The 16,300-nt window shown below is 65.3% G+C and carries 13 protein-coding genes; 6 read left to right on the forward strand and 7 right to left on the reverse strand.

Features of this window, described 5'->3' with window-relative positions; all coding sequences use genetic code 11:
- Nucleotides 1–53 precede the first annotated feature (53 nt).
- Nucleotides 54–755 (reverse strand): TetR/AcrR family transcriptional regulator, encoded by a 702-nt coding sequence (locus tag WAX14_RS11525; RefSeq protein ID WP_422628197.1) that lies wholly within the window; start codon nt 753–755, stop codon nt 54–56.
- Nucleotides 756–848: 93 nt separating this feature from the next.
- On the opposite strand from WAX14_RS11525, the gene WAX14_RS11530 reads away from it, so the two are divergent.
- Nucleotides 849–1,637, forward strand: a complete 789-nt coding sequence (locus WAX14_RS11530) for a DUF4386 domain-containing protein (protein WP_422628198.1) — start codon at nt 849–851, stop codon at nt 1,635–1,637.
- An 83-nt stretch (nt 1,638–1,720) separates the two neighbouring features.
- Here WAX14_RS11530 and WAX14_RS11535 read toward each other — a convergent pair whose 3' ends face one another.
- The 4 genes from WAX14_RS11535 to WAX14_RS11550 form a co-directional block, all read right to left on the reverse strand.
- Nucleotides 1,721–2,014, reverse strand: a complete 294-nt coding sequence (locus tag WAX14_RS11535) for an aldehyde dehydrogenase family protein (protein WP_422628199.1) — start codon at nt 2,012–2,014, stop codon at nt 1,721–1,723.
- Nucleotides 2,015–2,677: 663 nt separating this feature from the next.
- Nucleotides 2,678–3,490, reverse strand: a complete 813-nt coding sequence (locus WAX14_RS11540) for a hypothetical protein (protein ID WP_422628200.1) — start codon at nt 3,488–3,490, stop codon at nt 2,678–2,680.
- Nucleotides 3,478–5,850, reverse strand: a complete 2,373-nt coding sequence (locus WAX14_RS11545) for a hypothetical protein (protein WP_422628201.1) — start codon at nt 5,848–5,850, stop codon at nt 3,478–3,480. Before WAX14_RS11545 ends, WAX14_RS11540 begins: the two co-directional genes overlap by 13 nt.
- A gap of 131 nt (nt 5,851–5,981) precedes the next feature.
- Complete coding sequence (locus WAX14_RS11550) at nt 5,982–6,194, reverse strand: hypothetical protein (RefSeq protein WP_422628202.1); 213 nt, start codon at nt 6,192–6,194, stop codon at nt 5,982–5,984.
- 108 nt (nt 6,195–6,302) lie between these two features.
- Between WAX14_RS11550 and WAX14_RS11555 the strand changes: the two genes are divergently transcribed.
- Nucleotides 6,303–6,737: a YbaB/EbfC family nucleoid-associated protein gene (locus WAX14_RS11555; protein ID WP_422628203.1), complete on the forward strand. Its 435-nt coding sequence runs from the start codon at nt 6,303–6,305 to the stop codon at nt 6,735–6,737.
- A gap of 12 nt (nt 6,738–6,749) precedes the next feature.
- Here WAX14_RS11555 and WAX14_RS11560 read toward each other — a convergent pair whose 3' ends face one another.
- Nucleotides 6,750–8,297 carry an HD domain-containing phosphohydrolase gene (locus WAX14_RS11560; protein ID WP_422628204.1) on the reverse strand — a complete coding sequence of 516 codons (1,548 nt, stop codon included), beginning with the start codon at nt 8,295–8,297 and terminating at the stop codon, nt 6,750–6,752.
- A gap of 159 nt (nt 8,298–8,456) precedes the next feature.
- On the opposite strand from WAX14_RS11560, the gene WAX14_RS11565 reads away from it, so the two are divergent.
- Both WAX14_RS11565 and WAX14_RS11570 read left to right on the forward strand, forming a co-directional pair.
- The gene (locus WAX14_RS11565; protein ID WP_422628205.1) at nt 8,457–9,197 is read left to right on the forward strand and encodes a hypothetical protein; all 741 of its coding nucleotides are present in this window, start codon (nt 8,457–8,459) and stop codon (nt 9,195–9,197) included.
- Between the two features lie 78 nt (nt 9,198–9,275).
- Nucleotides 9,276–10,787, forward strand: a complete 1,512-nt coding sequence (locus WAX14_RS11570) for a PucR family transcriptional regulator (RefSeq protein ID WP_422628206.1) — start codon at nt 9,276–9,278, stop codon at nt 10,785–10,787.
- Here the strand turns inward: WAX14_RS11570 and WAX14_RS11575 are convergent.
- Nucleotides 10,737–11,840, reverse strand: coding sequence for a transporter substrate-binding protein (locus WAX14_RS11575; protein WP_422628207.1), 1,104 nt, complete (start codon nt 11,838–11,840; stop codon nt 10,737–10,739). The genes WAX14_RS11570 and WAX14_RS11575 overlap by 51 nt on opposite strands.
- Nucleotides 11,841–12,183: 343 nt before the next feature.
- On the opposite strand from WAX14_RS11575, the gene WAX14_RS11580 reads away from it, so the two are divergent.
- Together WAX14_RS11580 and WAX14_RS11585 are read left to right on the forward strand one after the other, a co-directional pair.
- Complete coding sequence (locus WAX14_RS11580; protein WP_422628208.1) at nt 12,184–14,235, forward strand: hydantoinase/oxoprolinase family protein; 2,052 nt, start codon at nt 12,184–12,186, stop codon at nt 14,233–14,235.
- A gap of 43 nt (nt 14,236–14,278) precedes the next feature.
- Nucleotides 14,279–16,291, forward strand: a complete 2,013-nt coding sequence (locus WAX14_RS11585) for a hydantoinase B/oxoprolinase family protein (protein WP_422628209.1) — start codon at nt 14,279–14,281, stop codon at nt 16,289–16,291.
- Nucleotides 16,292–16,300: the final 9 nt, after the last annotated feature.

Below are 16,300 nucleotides of genomic sequence, written 5' to 3' on the forward strand. Positions count from 1 at the left end.
TGTTCACACGGGCTCGACCCGCAGTTGTCGTGTTCGGCGGCGAGGACGAAACCCTATGTCACCCAAGGTTCCGACCGGTGAAGCCGGTCTGCTCCGTCGAGGAGTAGGTCGAGGGCGAATCGAAATTCGAAGTCTTCGTCGCACCCTTCGACGAGTCGGGCGGGGTCACCGGCGGTGGCGGCGCCGGCTACGGCGGCGATGGCGGGGAACCGTGTGACGAACGCTGCGAGTGCCTCCGGGTCGGGGGCGGTGGGGCGGTCCGTGTCGTCGGCCGGTGGGTTGAACATTTCGGGACTGAACCCCCAGACGCGGTTTCCGATGGCGTGCATGACGTGGTGTGTCAATTGCGGTGACAGTCCGCCGCGAAGGAATGCTGCGGTGACGGCGTCGAGGTGGCCGAGCACGGTGACGGTTCTGCGGGTGCGGGATTCGATGGCCTGGCGGGCCCACGGGTGGAGTAGGACGACGCGGCGCGCTTCGAGTATTCGGTCTCGGACTTCGTCGCGCCAGGGGAGTTCGGTTCGGGGTGGTGCGAATTCGTCGATGACGACGTCGACCATGCCGTCGAGGAGGTCGTCTTTGTCCGTGACGTGTTTGTAGAGCGCCATCGGTGCGACGCCGAGTGTGCCGGCGAGTCGGCGCATGCTCAGGGTGGGAAGGCCGATCGAATCGGCGAGGTCGACGGCGCCGCGCAGGACTCGTTGCCGGTTGAGTCGTTCCCGACGGCCGGGCTCACCGTGAGGTGTCGGCGGCACGTTGTTCTCCCCTTCCGATTGACAGGAGTACAGCGTATCCCTACCGTTCGTCACGAAAGGTGTACATCGTACTCCTTCGTGATCGGAGGATTCATGACCACCAACACCGCCATACCGCCCCGACTCGTCGGGCACGCCCGCGCCGCCGGCATCCTCTACCTGGTCACCCACGTCACCTCCGTCGTCGCGGTCGCCCTGTACGCGCCGTTGCGCGAGCAACCCGGCAGCGTCGCGGCCGGTGGGGGACCGGCCGTCACCGTCGCGGGGCTCCTCGACGTGGTGCTGGCACTGGCAGTCGTCGGCACCTCGATCGCGCTGTACCCGATCGTCAGGCGCACCGCCGAAAGCCTCGCCGTCGGATACGTCGCGCTGCGCACACTCGAGGCCGGTGTCATCCTCGTCGGCGTTGTCGCAGGGTTGGCGGTGCTGACCCTCGACGTGACTGCGGCGACTGCGCTACCGGGCGCCCCGGACTCGGCGGCCGGCGCCGCACAGTCCGCTGCTGCCGTCCACGGGTGGACCTTCCTCGTCGGTCCGGGGCTGATCTGTCCGGTCAACACGCTGGTCCTGGCGTTCGCGCTGCGGCGATCCGGTCTCGTTCCGCGATGGATCACGACGCTCGGGCTGGTCGGCGCCCCACTCGTCTTCGCGCTCAATATTGCGGTCGCCGTCACCGATCGGGGGTTCTATCCCATGTCCACGGTGGCCGCGGAGTATCCGGTGCTCGGGATTCTGGTCGCCCCGATCTTCCTGTGGGAGATCAGCCTGGCGGTCTATCTGCTCGCGTGGTCCGGTCGGGACCGTGGCAACCTCACCCGTCGGCCGGCATCGATCCCCGGATCCGATCGACAACGGCGAACCCAGGTCGAATCGCCCGTATGACACGCCTGCCACCACAGCGGCACGCGCTCAACGGTTTACAGCACTCCACGAGGATCGGTCAGTACCTGCCGCACAGATCGACATCACCGTGCGTGTCGTATCCGGAACACCCGCTTCGCGATTGTCATGTCGCGCTCGGAAACATCGACAGTCAACAGGTTCAGTGGCGGGCGGAACCGTTCCACCGTCACAGAATGCGGCCGGCTGAACTCACGCAGTGCGCCTGCACCGTGGATCCTGCCGAACCCGGACTCGCCGACGCCACCGAACGGAAGGGACGGGACTGTCCCGACGCCGCCGACACCGTTGACGGACGCCGCGCCGCTACGGATTCGTCGTGCTGTCTGCAGTCCGAACTTCTTGTTGCGGCTGAACACCGACACACCCAGTTCGCCATCCGGGGTAGGCAGGCAAGGTTTCGGGTGGCGTTTCCGAGATAATGTGCAGGACAACATCTGTCGACGAATCGGGTGCATATTCGTGTCCCCGGTTGCGGCACGATGCGGCCTGATCGATGTCATGCGGGCCATCGAATCGAATGCTCCAGCCGACGAAGGCATCGAACGTGGGGTACTCCCATCGCGGGCGGTCGGCTTCCTCACCGACGGATTCCGGTGAGCGGCTCGGCCGTTGCGCGATCGATGAGGGCACGTTGGTATTCAGTCGTTCGAAGGTCAGTGCCGCGTCGCCGACGGTGCGGTGGAACAAGCCGTCCGGCTGCAGGCTCGCGATGTTGGAGAGTTGTTGGCACGTGTACGTACTCGGGCGCTGCTTCGGAGACGTATATGGCATAGAAGTTTTGGGTGTCTCGATCGATCGTACGTGCGCAACCCGGGTAACTTTCCGAGACCGGGTGAAACAGTGCTATTTGGTGGGTTTCGATTGCGGCGCGGACGAGAGTTGCTTCCGGTCCGAGTAGTTCGATTCCGGAGCCCTGATTCCCGATGTAGCTAGGTATTCATGGCATGGTGGTGTCAACATCGCTTCCGATCGGAAGATGACGTGGTGACACGGAACCCCGGAGACGGTTGAATAGGAATTCACCACCCTGGATATGCAGGCAAGGTCTCGGGAGGGTCGTCGGTAACGATGCGCGTGACGCCTTCCGGTTCTTCACCGATGAACTGGCGTGCCCACTCGCGGCAAGCGCGATCGTGATCGCTGTCGACGGGGCCGTTGAAAATGACATTCCATCCGACGAAAGCGTCACGGCCGGGCGCTTGCCAGTGTGGTCGTCCGGCTTCGTCCACCGTGGGTGTTGCTGCGGAGGTTCCCGGTGAGCTCGAGCTTGTTGCGGGCGCATATTCTTCGCGTCGTTCCATGGTGAGAGAAACTTCAGAGTTTCCACCCGTGATTGTTTGGCGGAATTTTCCGTCGGGTTGTCGACTGGCGATTCCCGACAGTTGTTGGCAGGTGTATGCAATGAAGCCGTTGTCGGTAGGTTCAATATTTCTGATGCGACGGTAGCCGGTTCCGTATTCCCATGCAGATTGGGTGGTGTACCGGTTGTAGAAATCTCTCGTCTCTTGGTCGATCGCGCGTGCGTAGCCGGGGTAGCTGTCGGAGATCGGACTGCCCAGGGTGATGTGGTGGGCTTCGAGGGCGGCTCGGATGACGGTGGCTTCTTCGCCGAAGAGGTCGATCCCGGATTCGGCGGACCAGATGATGGTGGCGTTGCGGATGTTATCGGGGACTTGATACTTGCTCGGGCTTATTGGTGCTGGAGGGACCGACGCCTCTGGGTTGGACTCTTGCTGGCGAGAGGGTTGGTCATTCGCGCTGCACGAGGTCAGGCTGCAGGCGAGTAGCAGGAGCCCAGCAATTAGTGGTGCCCGACGCCTTAGGTGTTCCATGTGCTCATCTCCCCGGAACTCTTGTTCTCTCGAATTCTCGAGGTGAATGCATCTTGATTGTCCGAACGTCCGAAAACGGCAACGTTGTATGCATCGAAGGCGCTCTGATGTTGATGGATGTATTCATCTGCGCTTCGAATGCCAGCATGATCGAGCCGGTCAGGCAATTCCTTGAGGATTACGTGCCTGACGTTCGGATCGAATCTGTCACTGAATGAATCGTTCTTGGGGGACAGATCAAGGAGTTCCGCGTATGGGATAAGAGAATTGTCATGCAAGGCTTCCTCGGGAACCCAATCGTAGCTTTTCGGATCGGATTCTACGACTTCGGTCAATAGGTTGTATCTGATTTCATTCGGCATTATCGATGCTGAGCCTGGGACCCCTCCGGTGGGAGTGCTGAGATCGCTCCCATTCAAGCGGATCCTCGCCTGTGGTGATTCTCGAAACTCATCAGTGAGGCTCCCGTCCGCGTCGATTATTCCACTCGCGGAAAACGAGCCGGCCGTGTAGATTGCGCCGGGTACAGCAATGCCCCACGGCGGAGGCAGGAACCCTGCACCTGTGGCGAGGATCGCTTGGCTTGCACCGAAATATCCGGCACGCGCCTCTGCCCGTTCGTTCTTCCGTTCGTCGGTGTCGTTCAGTCGGTCGCCGAGTTCTGCATCCAGTCCACCTTCGACGACGGCGCGCAGTCGTCCGGATGTCTCGCCCATCATCGTTTCCGTGGGGTTTCGTGCGAACGCGCGATCGATCTCGGTGGCGGTGGCGAGGGCGTGTCCGCTGATGAGCATTCCCGCTCGAGGATCGCTGTCGAGGAGCGAGAATACGCGGGTCGCTTCGATAGGTCCGAGTTGTCCGAAGTTCGACGTGCTCGACATGAGGCGTTCGTCGGTGACCATATCGATGACATACGGGGACAATGCGCCGGCCATCGATTGCGTCAACGCCGGATTCACCTCGCCGAGTGAGGACTTCCCGTCGCCGACTCCCGGAATGTTCATCAGCCTGTCGTAGGGATTGGTATTGCTGCTGTCGATGAGCCCCAGTTCGGTCGCGGATCCCGAGGATGAGATCACGCGCGCAAGTGCGTAGGCGGCTTCACCGGCACGATCGGCGCGAGTGGTGTCGGCCGGATCGGTGACGACCGCATCGTTGGCAATCCAATCAACCATGCGACCGAGCGTCGCGCCGTCGTCAGCCCACTCGTGCTCGAACAACGGCATCAGCGTTTGAGCGTTGTCGGCTGCGGTGAGCAGTTCGTAGGATGCGTTCTCGTTCCGTACGCCGATATCCAGGAGATGTTCGGCCACGGAATCGAACGCGAACTGGACGTGTTCGTCCACCGCCGGTACGAAGTCGACCATGCGAGAAGCAGTGCGATCGAGAGCATCGGCGAACTCGGTGCCGGGTACGAAGCCGGGGTTGGCTTCGCTGATGAACCGTGCGAATTCAGGCAGGCGTCCACCGACTGCATCGACGATGTGAGCGTACGACTGCGATACCTCAGAAGAGGGATCGGCTGCACGGGAAAGTGATTCGGTCAGGTCTGCGGGGAGGAACCGGATCCCTCCAGCGCTCGTACCATCTCCCACATTCTCGTTCGAGACCATGAGTAGGCCGTTGGCAAGCGCATCGAGACGAGCGGCGGCACCGGCCTCACCCGATTCTTCTTGTGCACGCAGGGCGGCGGCGATGTCGAGTACACCGTGGGTGCCGGCTTCCCGGTAGAACTCGCGTAGATAGCTCAGTGCGAGTGACGGCACGGTGTCAACGGCCTCGCCGCGGGCAAGCGCGTCCAACTGCGAAGGAGAGAGCCCTGCAGCAATCAGGATTCCGCCGATACGCTGGTACCCCCCGCGTGCCAGATTCCCGGTGCGCGCTGCGATGCCGTCTGCGGTTGCATCGGCTGTGGCGAGGCTTTCGTAGCCGGCGAGAATGCTCGGATCGAGGCCCGAATCGCGCCGCACCTTTGCGAATGCCTCGGTGACAGCAGCGGCAGCGGCGGAATCCGAGGACCCCACCTGAAACAGATCAGCGGTGATGACTCGAGTCAGGATGTCGGCACGCCGACGCAGTGCGACCATCTGGACGATGACTGTCGACCAGCCGGTTTGTGTCGCGTCGTAGAGGACAGGTGGAGGTGGTGCCACGGTGCCGTCTTCGTCAACGGAGAACCCTGAATCGGTTGCGCTTCGGATATGGTTCACGGCTGTTGTGACTGCGTCCTGTAAGCGAGTCGCGTGGATCGAAATCGCTCCGGCGGCATCGGCGATGGCCGTCGTGAGGGTTCGGCCGGGATGGAGAACGTCGTGGACGTGGGTGCGCATCGCATCGCCGGCACCTTCACTCCAGAACATGGAGGACTCCGTCGTCGCGTTGCTTGCGACGGTTAAATGTTCGTCCAGTGACCTGGCGGTACTATCCCATTCCTCGGCCAAGGTTCGGAGCGCATCGGGAGACCACGAGAGCACCTGGGAAACTGTGGGAGTCACCGCAGCGTGGATCCGTCGACTGCGACGAGTTCGGCCACGGCGTCGTCGACAGGGGCTTCACGGATGTCGGTGCCGGCCGTGAGCCGCTCTCTGGTTCCGGCGAGGTTGTCCGCACATTTCTGCAATATGGTGGGCGCCATCAGTGCGTGTGCTGTCACCGTCGTCGCGATCGAGGAGTCCGGTACCTGCCCGGATACGAACTTGCCCACTGATCCAGTGTCGACATACATGTGCCTCCCCCGATGCCGTCCGGCCCCCTGCCGATGATCGGCTATGGTAGCCGAGTCATTTGGGGGAGTGCGATTTCAGGGGGCGCTGTGCATTTCGATTCGTCCGTTCCAGGGAAGCATTCCGGCGGCTCGTTGTCCGGGCAACTCGACGAGCTTCTTTCGGTGCTGACGAGCGCCACCGCGTCCGCGAACAGTGCGATGGTCTCGGTGCGTGTGGGTGCCGACGGGGCGATGCAGGACCTACGGATCGACGATCGAGCGTTGCAGACCAACGGAGCGATATTGGCCGCACACATCCTGGAGGTGGCAGGGCGCGCACAGGCGGAGTTGCGGGAGCTGCTCCGTGCGGAGGACGCGCGGATTCGAGCAGATCCGCGAATTGCAGGTGTTGTTGCCGCGATGTCGGATGCGGTCGATGAACCCCGTCCGCCGGGTCGACCGGCACCTCGCGAAACGGAATGCGACGACTATGTGCGCCCGACGTCCTATCTGCAATCCCCAGTCGCGCGATACCGGTCCTGATCGGGCGTCCTGCTATCGCGTCAACCCGAGCTCGATGGCCGCAAGCCCGGCCTGGGTGCGGTTGTGGACGCAGAGTTTGGTGTAGAGATGCTCGACGTGGTTGCGTGCCGTCTTGGGGGTGATGTGCAGTTCGGCGGCGATTTGCCGATTCGACTGGCCAAAGGCGACGAGCCTCAGCACCTCCACTTCACGTCCGGTCAACCCGGCCGGCCAGGGCGCCCGCCGCGTGGTTCGGTGCCCGGCTGCGGCCAGCACGGCCTCGACCGCTTCGGTGTCGAACCGTCCGGCCTTCGCGTCGCGGCGCATCCGCGCGGCCGCGTCGCCGGCGGTGAGTGCCGGCCGGTGCGGCCGGGGCTCACGGAGTCGCTGATAGGTTTCCGCGGCGGCGAGTATCCGCGCAGGGGCACTCAGGTCCGGGCCGCGCAGTCCGTTGGGATAGCCGGAACCGTCGAGTCGTTCACGATGCGTCTGGGCCAGCGCCACAACCGATTCCACACCGCCGACGCGACTGAGAATTCTTCCCGTCAGATACGGATACAGCCGCACCCGCTCCCATTCCGCGGTGGTGAGCGGCCCGGGCTTCTCCCAGATCTGGTTGGGCACACCCATCCGTCCCAGGCCGTGCACCAGGCCGGCCCGGTAGAGAGCGTCGACGTCCGCACCGGGCAGCCCACGGTGCCGGCCCGCGGCTGCCGCCAGATCGGCTACCTGTCTCGAATGACCGAGCAGGAACGGACATTTGAAGTCGACAAAATCGGTCATCGCCCGCAGCATGTCGTCCAGCTCGGGGCCGCGCACAATGCGATTCCCATCCGGAGTCTGCGCCAGTGCCGCCGACCACACATCCTGCTCGAGCACACCGGCGGTGATCTCGGCCGCCGCGTCGTCGAACACCCGCACCACAGCAGGACAGAACTGGGTTCCGTTGCGGGCCTGTGCCACCGCGACCGCATTCGCCGTGCCGCCGAGTCGCAGATGCACTTCGACGACGTCGGCCAGATGCACGATGTGCATCTCCACCGGAATCGCGTCGCCGCGTACCCCGGCCGGCAGCCCGCCACCGTCCCACCGTTCGAAGGTGAACGCCAGCATCGCCCCGACCCGAGGATCGAGCCCGATGTGGTCGGAGAGTGCGCTCGCGGACCCGCAGTGGGACCGGATGAGCTCGGACATCTGCCGGCGCGCCGTGAACAGGAACACGGCGACCCGGAGGCTGCGTTCGGCCTGGGGAAGCCCACGCCCGGCATGACCGAGTAGCAGACGCAGGAACGGCAGCCCGGTCATGTCCACCGAATAGGTGTCGGCGCGGAAGGCGATGTCGTCGCCGAACATGCGTGCCAGTTCGTGTGAGTCGGCATGGCAGCCGATCCAGGCGACCAGATTCGCGTAGAACACCACGCCCCGCTGGTCGGCGCTCAACCCCATCCGGTCGGCGATGCGTGTGGCGATCAGCGCCGACCGCAGCATGTGCTCCATCGGTTGACCGAGACCGAGGTCGATCGCGAGAGACAGTGCGGCGACCAGTTCGGCTCGCCGTGGACCGTCCCTCCCGGACACCATCAACCCAGTGTCCTCGCACTTCGGTGTCCTCGCACTTCGGTGTCCTCGCACTTCGGTGACCTGGCAGGAATCCGTGCGCGGAAGATGAGGCGTCGGCCCCATGACGGTGCGGCGCGCGCGGCGCACGATCGATCTACCAGCAATTCTGGGAGGACGATCATGACCACCACCCCGCAGTCGGCCGCGCAGCGGTCCTGTGACCTGCCCGATGTCTCCGGAGAACGATTCGCCGGTTACGCGGTGATCGGCGCCCCGTTCGCGAGCGGTCACTATCTCGCACTGCGCAGATTCCCCGCCAACTCCATCGGCGCCGGCTACACGTCCGTCTGGCACCGCGATCCGGGCGGCGCCTGGACCGTGTACAGCGACGTCCCGCCCGAACTGAACTGCCCCCGGTTCCTGGGCCACGCATTGAGCCGCACCGAACAGACCGATGTTCGCGCCGAATGGACCGGCCCGGCCGATCTGCACGTCAGCGCCGGTGGCGAACTCGACTGGGACCTGCACCTGACCACATCACCGGCGACGACGCTCATGAACGTCACGGGCAAGCTCATGCCGGACGCGCTGTGGCACAGTCCCGCGGTGTTGGCGGCGATGGGGCGCGTCGCGGGCCCGGTGCTCGGTGTCGGGAAGGTCCGGCTCGGCGGGCATGTGCCGAACGGCCAGTGGTTCCGGGCCAACCCGCGCGAGTTGTGGGTGGCACACACCGTGCGCGCGGCGGTCGGCGGGTCCGATCTCGGCCCGGACGGTCCACTGCCGACGCAGGCCGCATTCGGCGACTTCTGGTTGCCGCAACGCGCGTTGTTCGCGACGGTGCAGGCGTGGTTCGAGCCGTTCGACGCCCGACGTCATTTCGCGGCGCGTCCCCACGCGGAACGCTCGGCCGGCGACCGATGATCCGCGAACGCTCCCCTCGGGTCGAGACATCGACGGTCCGGCCGCATACTGGTGGGATCACTCGACCCGGAGGGAGGCATGTTGGCGACGGTTGGCGAACTTGTCGATCGCGCCGGCCTGCGTTCGCTCACACCCGCTGCGCTGCAGCAGGCACGGTCGAGCACGGTGACCGCGGTGGTGGAGTTCGATCCTGCCGGTCCGGTCGGCCTCACCCGCAATGGCCTTGTCCACATCTCGTCCTCGGTGTGGACGAATCATCGCTCGCCCGAATCGCTTCCGGTGGAGTTGAAATCGGCGGGCGCGGTCGGTGCCGTCGTGGACAACGACGACTTCGATATGCCCCCGGCGTTCGTCGCCGAGTGTGTGCGAGTGTCGCTTCCGGTACTGGTGTTGCCGACGGGTGTCGCGGCGTCCACGCTGCGTGAGCGGCTGTCACCTCGGGTGGGTGAGTCGGTGGCGGTATCCGATGTGACGGGAATACGAGAGCTCATCGACGGTTTCGTCGGGTCCGGTTCGGTCCGCGGTTGGATTGTCCTGCCGGGCTGCGTGATCAACGGGACCTCGGCCGGCGAGGTCCCGGGCACGGTGCTGGCGCAGCCCGCTGTTCTCCCCGATCGGATACCGGCCGCCGCAGCGGCGATCCACGTCCGGCTACCGTCGACCAGACGGTCGCTCATCCTCACCGATCCGGCACGCGGACAGTGGGATACACGCCGGGTGGTGCAGCTCGCGGAACAGATCGACGCACGGATATACGCGCTCGACACGATGCGGGCGGCGCGTCGCCCGGCCGAGCATGCGCTGATCCGCGAGTTGATCCAGGCGGCCGTCCCGTCGGCGGCGCTCGGCCCGTGGGCGAATTCACTCGGGTTGGAATCGGGTAGCCGGATCCGGGCGCTGGCGGTGGTGTTGCCGGACACCGCGCCGGTCTCGGCCGAGGCCGTCGCGGACGCGTTGCCCGACCTGGGCGTGCGCGCAGGCGTCACCTGTGTCGCGGGGGCGCACGAGAACATCGCCTATGCGCTGCTGACCATCGACGGCGAAACGGAATCCGGCGCGTTCGACGGGTATGTCGACATGTTCACCCGACTGTTCGCCGAACGCGGCGCTGGTGCACTGTCGGTCGGCACCAGTTCGTGCGTGTTCCACAGCGGCGACGACCTCGTCCGCGTGCTGATCGACGCCCGGTTGATGGCCGACCGGCACCGACGCGCCGCGACCAGCGAATCCACGGTGGTGCCGCTGCCGGTGCCGTTGGCAGCGACCCTGCTCGGCACGGAACCGGGGCTCGCGGCGTCACTCGATGCCGCGCTGCTCGAACCCCTCGCCGACTACGACGCACAGAAGAAGTCGAGCTATCTCGAGACGTTGCGGACGTTCTTCGCGACGGACGGGAATGCGGCGGCGACCGCGTCCCTCCTGGGCATTCACATCAACACCCTCCGGTATCGGCTGACCCGCATCGAACGGTTGACGGGCCGCGGCCTGCACACCATCGCTGATCGCGCCGACTTCTACATCGCCCTCGCGTTGCGTGAATCATTCGGACCGGGCGAGGGGGACGTGCCCCGACCACCACGGTTGCGGTAGCCGAGGCGAGAATTCTGCGACGACGTCGTAGTCGCCGCCGGATGCCCGGCCGACGTAGGTCGGGTGCGCGCTGTAGTGGTCGCCGCGGAAGTAGAACGGCAGCCCTTCGGGGTTCCCGTCGAATCGGACGCACCGCAGGGCCGCCGACAATTCCGGGGCATCCGTCGACCCGGCGTGGTCGGCGGCGAGACCGACCGCGTGCACCGCGTTGTACGCGCCGACCTGCGCGCTGTGGGTGCGTCGTTGACCGCGCACATCGAACAGCGACCGTCGGTACGCCCGGTTGGTGGCCGAGTCGAGCCGGGCGAAGTACGTTCCGGCCATGTAGTGCCCGTCGCTGACCTGCGTCGGCATGCGTGCGAGGTCGATCGCGGTGGTGACGGTCGCGGCGATCGGCAACGAGTCCGATGTGTATCCGGCACTGTGGAATTGGGTGTAGAAGGCGGACGTCGAATCCGAGCCGACCACAGTGCAGACGACCACGGACGGGCCGGTGGCCGCGATGTCGTCGAGGATGTCGTCGAACCGGTTTTCGCCGAGCGGCACGTACCGATCGGCGACGATCTCGAGGTCGTGCGGCCCCGCGAGCCGCCGGATCGCCTCACCGAGCACCCGCGGATAGATGTAGTCGGAGCCGAGCAGATAGAGGCGGCGACCGAGGGTGCTCGCGATCCAGCCGACATAGTCGGCGAGGTACTGGTTGGGTGCCGCGCCGCAGTAGAACACCCGCGGATCCTGTTCCTCGCCCTCGAAATACGTCGGATACATCAGCAACGTCCGATGGGCATGGATCGCGGGTCGCATCGCAACCCGAGCGGCGGAGGTGTAGCCACCGACGACGACGTCGACGTGGTCGTCGCGGCACAACCGGTCGACGCCGCGCGCCGTCGACGCCACCTCGGAGCGGCCGTCGACGACGGCGACGGCCAGTTCGTCCCCGAGAACTCCACCCCGCGAGTTGATTTCCTGGACGGCGGTGAGTGCGCCGTCGAGAATGGAGCGCTCCATCTCGGCGTGCGGCCCGCTCAGTGAGTACACCAACCCGATCTTCACGCCTCGCTCCTCCCCGATGGACGACACCGTCCTGCGGCTGCTGCGCCGTCCGAATCACTCTACGGTCTGCCCGGATCGCGCACACGGCGGCGCCGGCCGGTGCGCGGGCCGGGGTGAATGCCGTTGCGTTTCGGTGACCGCGTGTTGCCGCCGGATGTCCGACACGTGGACGTTACGCGAGCCGGAACCGGATACGTGCAGGTGGGAGACTTGATCGTGCGGTGGACCTGTGGGTTCGTCCAACTCCGGAGCATCGGGTGTCGGTACCCCGGCCAATTGTTCCGCGGGTCCGCAGACGGTTTCGTTGGCGTCGGACACAGACACACCCGAGGAGGGCCAGAACATGACCGAAGCCATCAGCCGACCGGGACGGATCCGTACCGCTGTCGACATCGGTGGAACCTTCACCGATGTGTTCGTCCAGCAGGAGGACGGGCGGATCATCACCGCGAAATACCCCACCCAATCCGATCCGATCGAAGGCGTCCTGGCGGGCATGGCGCAGGCGGGGGTGGACTGGGCGGACGTCGAGTTCTTCTCGCACGGAACCACAATCGCCACCAACGCGCTCATCACTCGTAAATTCCCGAAGGTCGCGCTGGTCACCACCGAGGGGTTCCGGGACGTCATCGAGATCCGCCGCGGCGACCGCGAGTCGTGGGACCCGTACGAGGAGGTGGCGCCGCCGTTCGTGCCGCGCCGGCACCGACTCACCGTGAGCGAACGTATCGGATACGACGGCGAGATCCTCGAACCGCTCGACGAAACGCAGGCGCGGGACGTCGCACGGATCCTGCGCCGCCGCGGAATCGAAACCGTCGCTGTCTGTTTCGTCAACTCGTTCACCAACCCGGTCCACGAGAACCGGATGGCGGAGATCCTCGCCGAGGAACTGCCGGATGTCGCGATCACGACGTCGAGCGATGTTCACCCCGAAATCTTCGAGTACGAACGGTTTTCCACGACGGTCGCGAACGCGGCGCTGGTGCCGATCATCGGCCCGTACGCCCGCACCCTCGAATCCCGGCTCGAGGAGAACGGCTACGCGAACGACGTGCTGCTGCTGCACTCGGGTGGCGGCGTGATGACCCCGACGATGGCGGAACGCTACGGTGCACGCCTGGCCGCCTCCGGTATCGCCGCCGGTGCCATCGCGAGCCGGCACATCGCCCGCATGTGCGGATTCGAGAATTCCATCGGATTCGACATGGGCGGCACCTCCACCGACGTGTCGCTCACCGACAACGGGGTGCTCGGCACCACCAACATGTGGAGTGTCGAATTCGGGTATCCCATCTGCTTCCCCAGCATCGAGGTGCTCACCATCGGTGCGGGCGGCGGCTCGATCGCGTGGCTCGACGATGCGGGATCACTGCGCAACGGCCCGCAGTCGGCGGGCTCGGAGCCGGGACCGGCCTGCTACAACGGCGGCGGCGACGCCGCGACCAACACGGACGCCAATCTCATCCTCGGCACCGTCGGCAAGAAACTCGCTGGGGGAGTCAAGGAACTCGATGCCTCGCTGGCGTGGTCGGCCGTCGAGAAGGTCGCCGAACCGCTGGGGCTGGACGTCGAATCCGCGGCCCAGTCGATCATCAAGGTCGCCAACGCCAACATGGCCGATGCGATCCGCCTCATCTCCATCCGCAAGGGCCACGATCCGCGCGACTTCGCGCTCGTCGGGTTCGGTGGCGCCGGCCCCCTGCACGCCGCCTACCTGGCGAAGGACCTCGGTATCCCGACCGTGATCATTCCGCCGCACCCGGGGGTGACGTCGGCGATGGGCTGCATGCTCGTCGACATCCAGCACGACCTCACCAAGATGTACCTGGCGGACTCGGCCGAGGCGGACCTCGATCATCTCGCCGCGTCGTTCCGTGAACTCGAACAGCAGGGCCGCGAACGGCTCACCGCCGAACACGTCGACGACGCGGACATGATCTTCGAGTACTACCTCGACATGCGGTACCTGGGTCAGTGGCGCGCCATCGCCGTGCCGGTGACGGTGCCGCTCGACAACCTGGACGAGGTCGTCGCGACGTTCCACGCCACCCATCTGAAAGAACACAACTTCGCGGCGGAGGACGCCGGGGTGGAGATCTACCGGGTGCTGGTGCGGGCGATCGGGCTCACGCCGCGCCGGGAGGTGCAGCCGGCCGAGCTGATCGACCCGGCCACGTTCGTGCCGGAGCCGGTCGAGGTGCGGTCGGTGCTGTTCCCCGACGAAGTGGATCGGGTCGGCACCCCCGTCTACGACCGGACGAGCCTGCCCGCGGGAGCGGTCCTCGCGGGGCCGTGCATCGTCGACCAATTGGACTCGACCACCGTTGTCCCGCCGCGGACCACCGCGCGCGTCGACGAGTGGGGAAATCTCATCCTCGAACAGTCCGCATGAACAGCGTTACGCCACTATCGAATTCGCATGAGGAAGTGAAGACATGGCTACATCATTGGATCCGGTGACCTTCGAGGTCCTCAAGAACGCGTTCATCAACACCGTCGATCAGATGGCCGAGCAGATCCTGCGGACCTGCTACTCGTTCGTCATCTACTCGCGTGACTTCTCCTCGGCCATCTGCGATCCCGAGGGCAACACGGTCATGCAGGGCACCGGCGACATCGCCGCGCACGTCGGCACCCTGCACTACACGGCGAAAGCGGTGATCCGCCAGTTCGCCGGCGACATCCACCCCGGCGACGTCTTCGTCATCAACGATGTCTACGAAGGCGGCAGCCACTTCAACGACACCCGCATCATCCGGCCCATCTACTACCAGGGTGAACTCCTCGGATACGCCCAGGCGAACGGGCATTGGGCCGACGTGGGCGGCGCGACACCGGGCTCGTTCAACGTCAAGGCGCTCGACCACATGGGTGAGGGCCTGCGGATCCCGCCGACCCGCCTCTGGAGCAAGGACCAGTTCCTCGAGGACGTCGCCTACCTGATCGCGAAGAACACGCGCAATCCCCGCGACATCATCGGGGACATGCAGGCGCAGGCCGAGGCCACCCGCGTCGCGGAACGCGAAATTCAGCGCCTGTGCGACAAGTACGGGGTGGAGACCATCAAGACGGCGATGGCCGAGGTGCAGGACTACGTCGAGGACCTGACCCGCGCGAAGATCGCGGAGCTGCCCGACGGCGTCTGGTACACCGAGGACTACATCGATCAGGACCCCGCGCTCGGGGAAGGCCTGATCCCTGTCACGATGAAGATGACCATCGCCGGCGACACGGTGCACTACGACCTCAGTGGATCGCACCCGTCGATCTCCTCGATGCTCAACGCCGGCTTCGGTGGTTCGTTCGCGGGAATCGTTGCGGGAACGAAGATGCAGTTCCCGGACATCCCGTTGAACTCGGGCTTCTACCGGGTCGTCACCGCGGATCTCGGACCGGTCGGGTCGGTGGTGAACGCGGATTGGCCGTCCCCGTGCGCCGGATTCTGTTCGGGGCCGTTCGAGAAGATCATGAGTTCGGTGTTCGAGATCTGGTCCGACATCCTGCCCGACCGGGCGATGGCCTGTACGTTCAACCTCGAATACCTGCTGGTGGGTGGTCGCGACGGCCGCGAGAACGGCAACCCGAACTTCATGTGGTACGACTGGATGATGGGCGGCTGGGGTGCCCGCAACGGCGCCGACGGCTACAACGCCTCCGCCGCAGTATTCGGAGTCCAGTACGGCACACAGCCTTTCGAAGGTCAGGAACGCCTCGCGCCGGTACTCACGTCGTGCCACGACCTCGTGCCCGATTCGGGTGGCCCCGGCAAGTTCCGCGGCGGCCTCGGCGCCGAGAAGGGCGGACGGCTGTGGGCGAGCAGCAACACGGTCATGTCGTACTGCTGCGACCGTGAACGCTCCGTCACCTGGGGTCTGTGGGGTGGGCTGCCGTCGATCCCGCACGGTGTGTGGCTCAACAAGGGCACCGATCGGGAGGAATACCTCGGGTCGATCTTCGCTGCCGTCCCGATCAAATCGGGCGACGAGTTCACCCGGCCCTCGGCCGGCGGCGGGGGACTGGGCGACCCGCTGCAGCGGGACCTCGACGCGGTGCTCGAGGACGTCATCGACGGATACGTGAGCATCGAACGCGCCGAGAAGGACTACGGCGTGGTGATCAAGGAGGTCGATCCGGAGATCTTCGAATACGAGATCGACGTCGATGCCACCGCGAAGGCCCGCGCCTACATCCGCGACAACCGGCACGCGTGGATGGAACGAGACCCGCAGGAGGTGTCCGCCGAGTACCGGACCGGTCTCGTCAACGAGATGGACTGCGTACGCCAGTACGGGGTCATCCTCGACTGGGGCAGCGGCGACGTGCTGGCGAACACCACCGATCAGTTCCGTGCGATGCTGCGCCGACGCACCATCGTCCACTGGACCGACGATCCGACCATCGAGTACGTGCCGGGAACCCTGACCGTATCCGAAACAACCACGGTCTGAACGCTTTCC

Source organism: Rhodococcus sp. (in: high G+C Gram-positive bacteria) (assembly GCF_049299235.1).
Taxonomy (GTDB): domain Bacteria; phylum Actinomycetota; class Actinomycetes; order Mycobacteriales; family Mycobacteriaceae; genus Rhodococcus.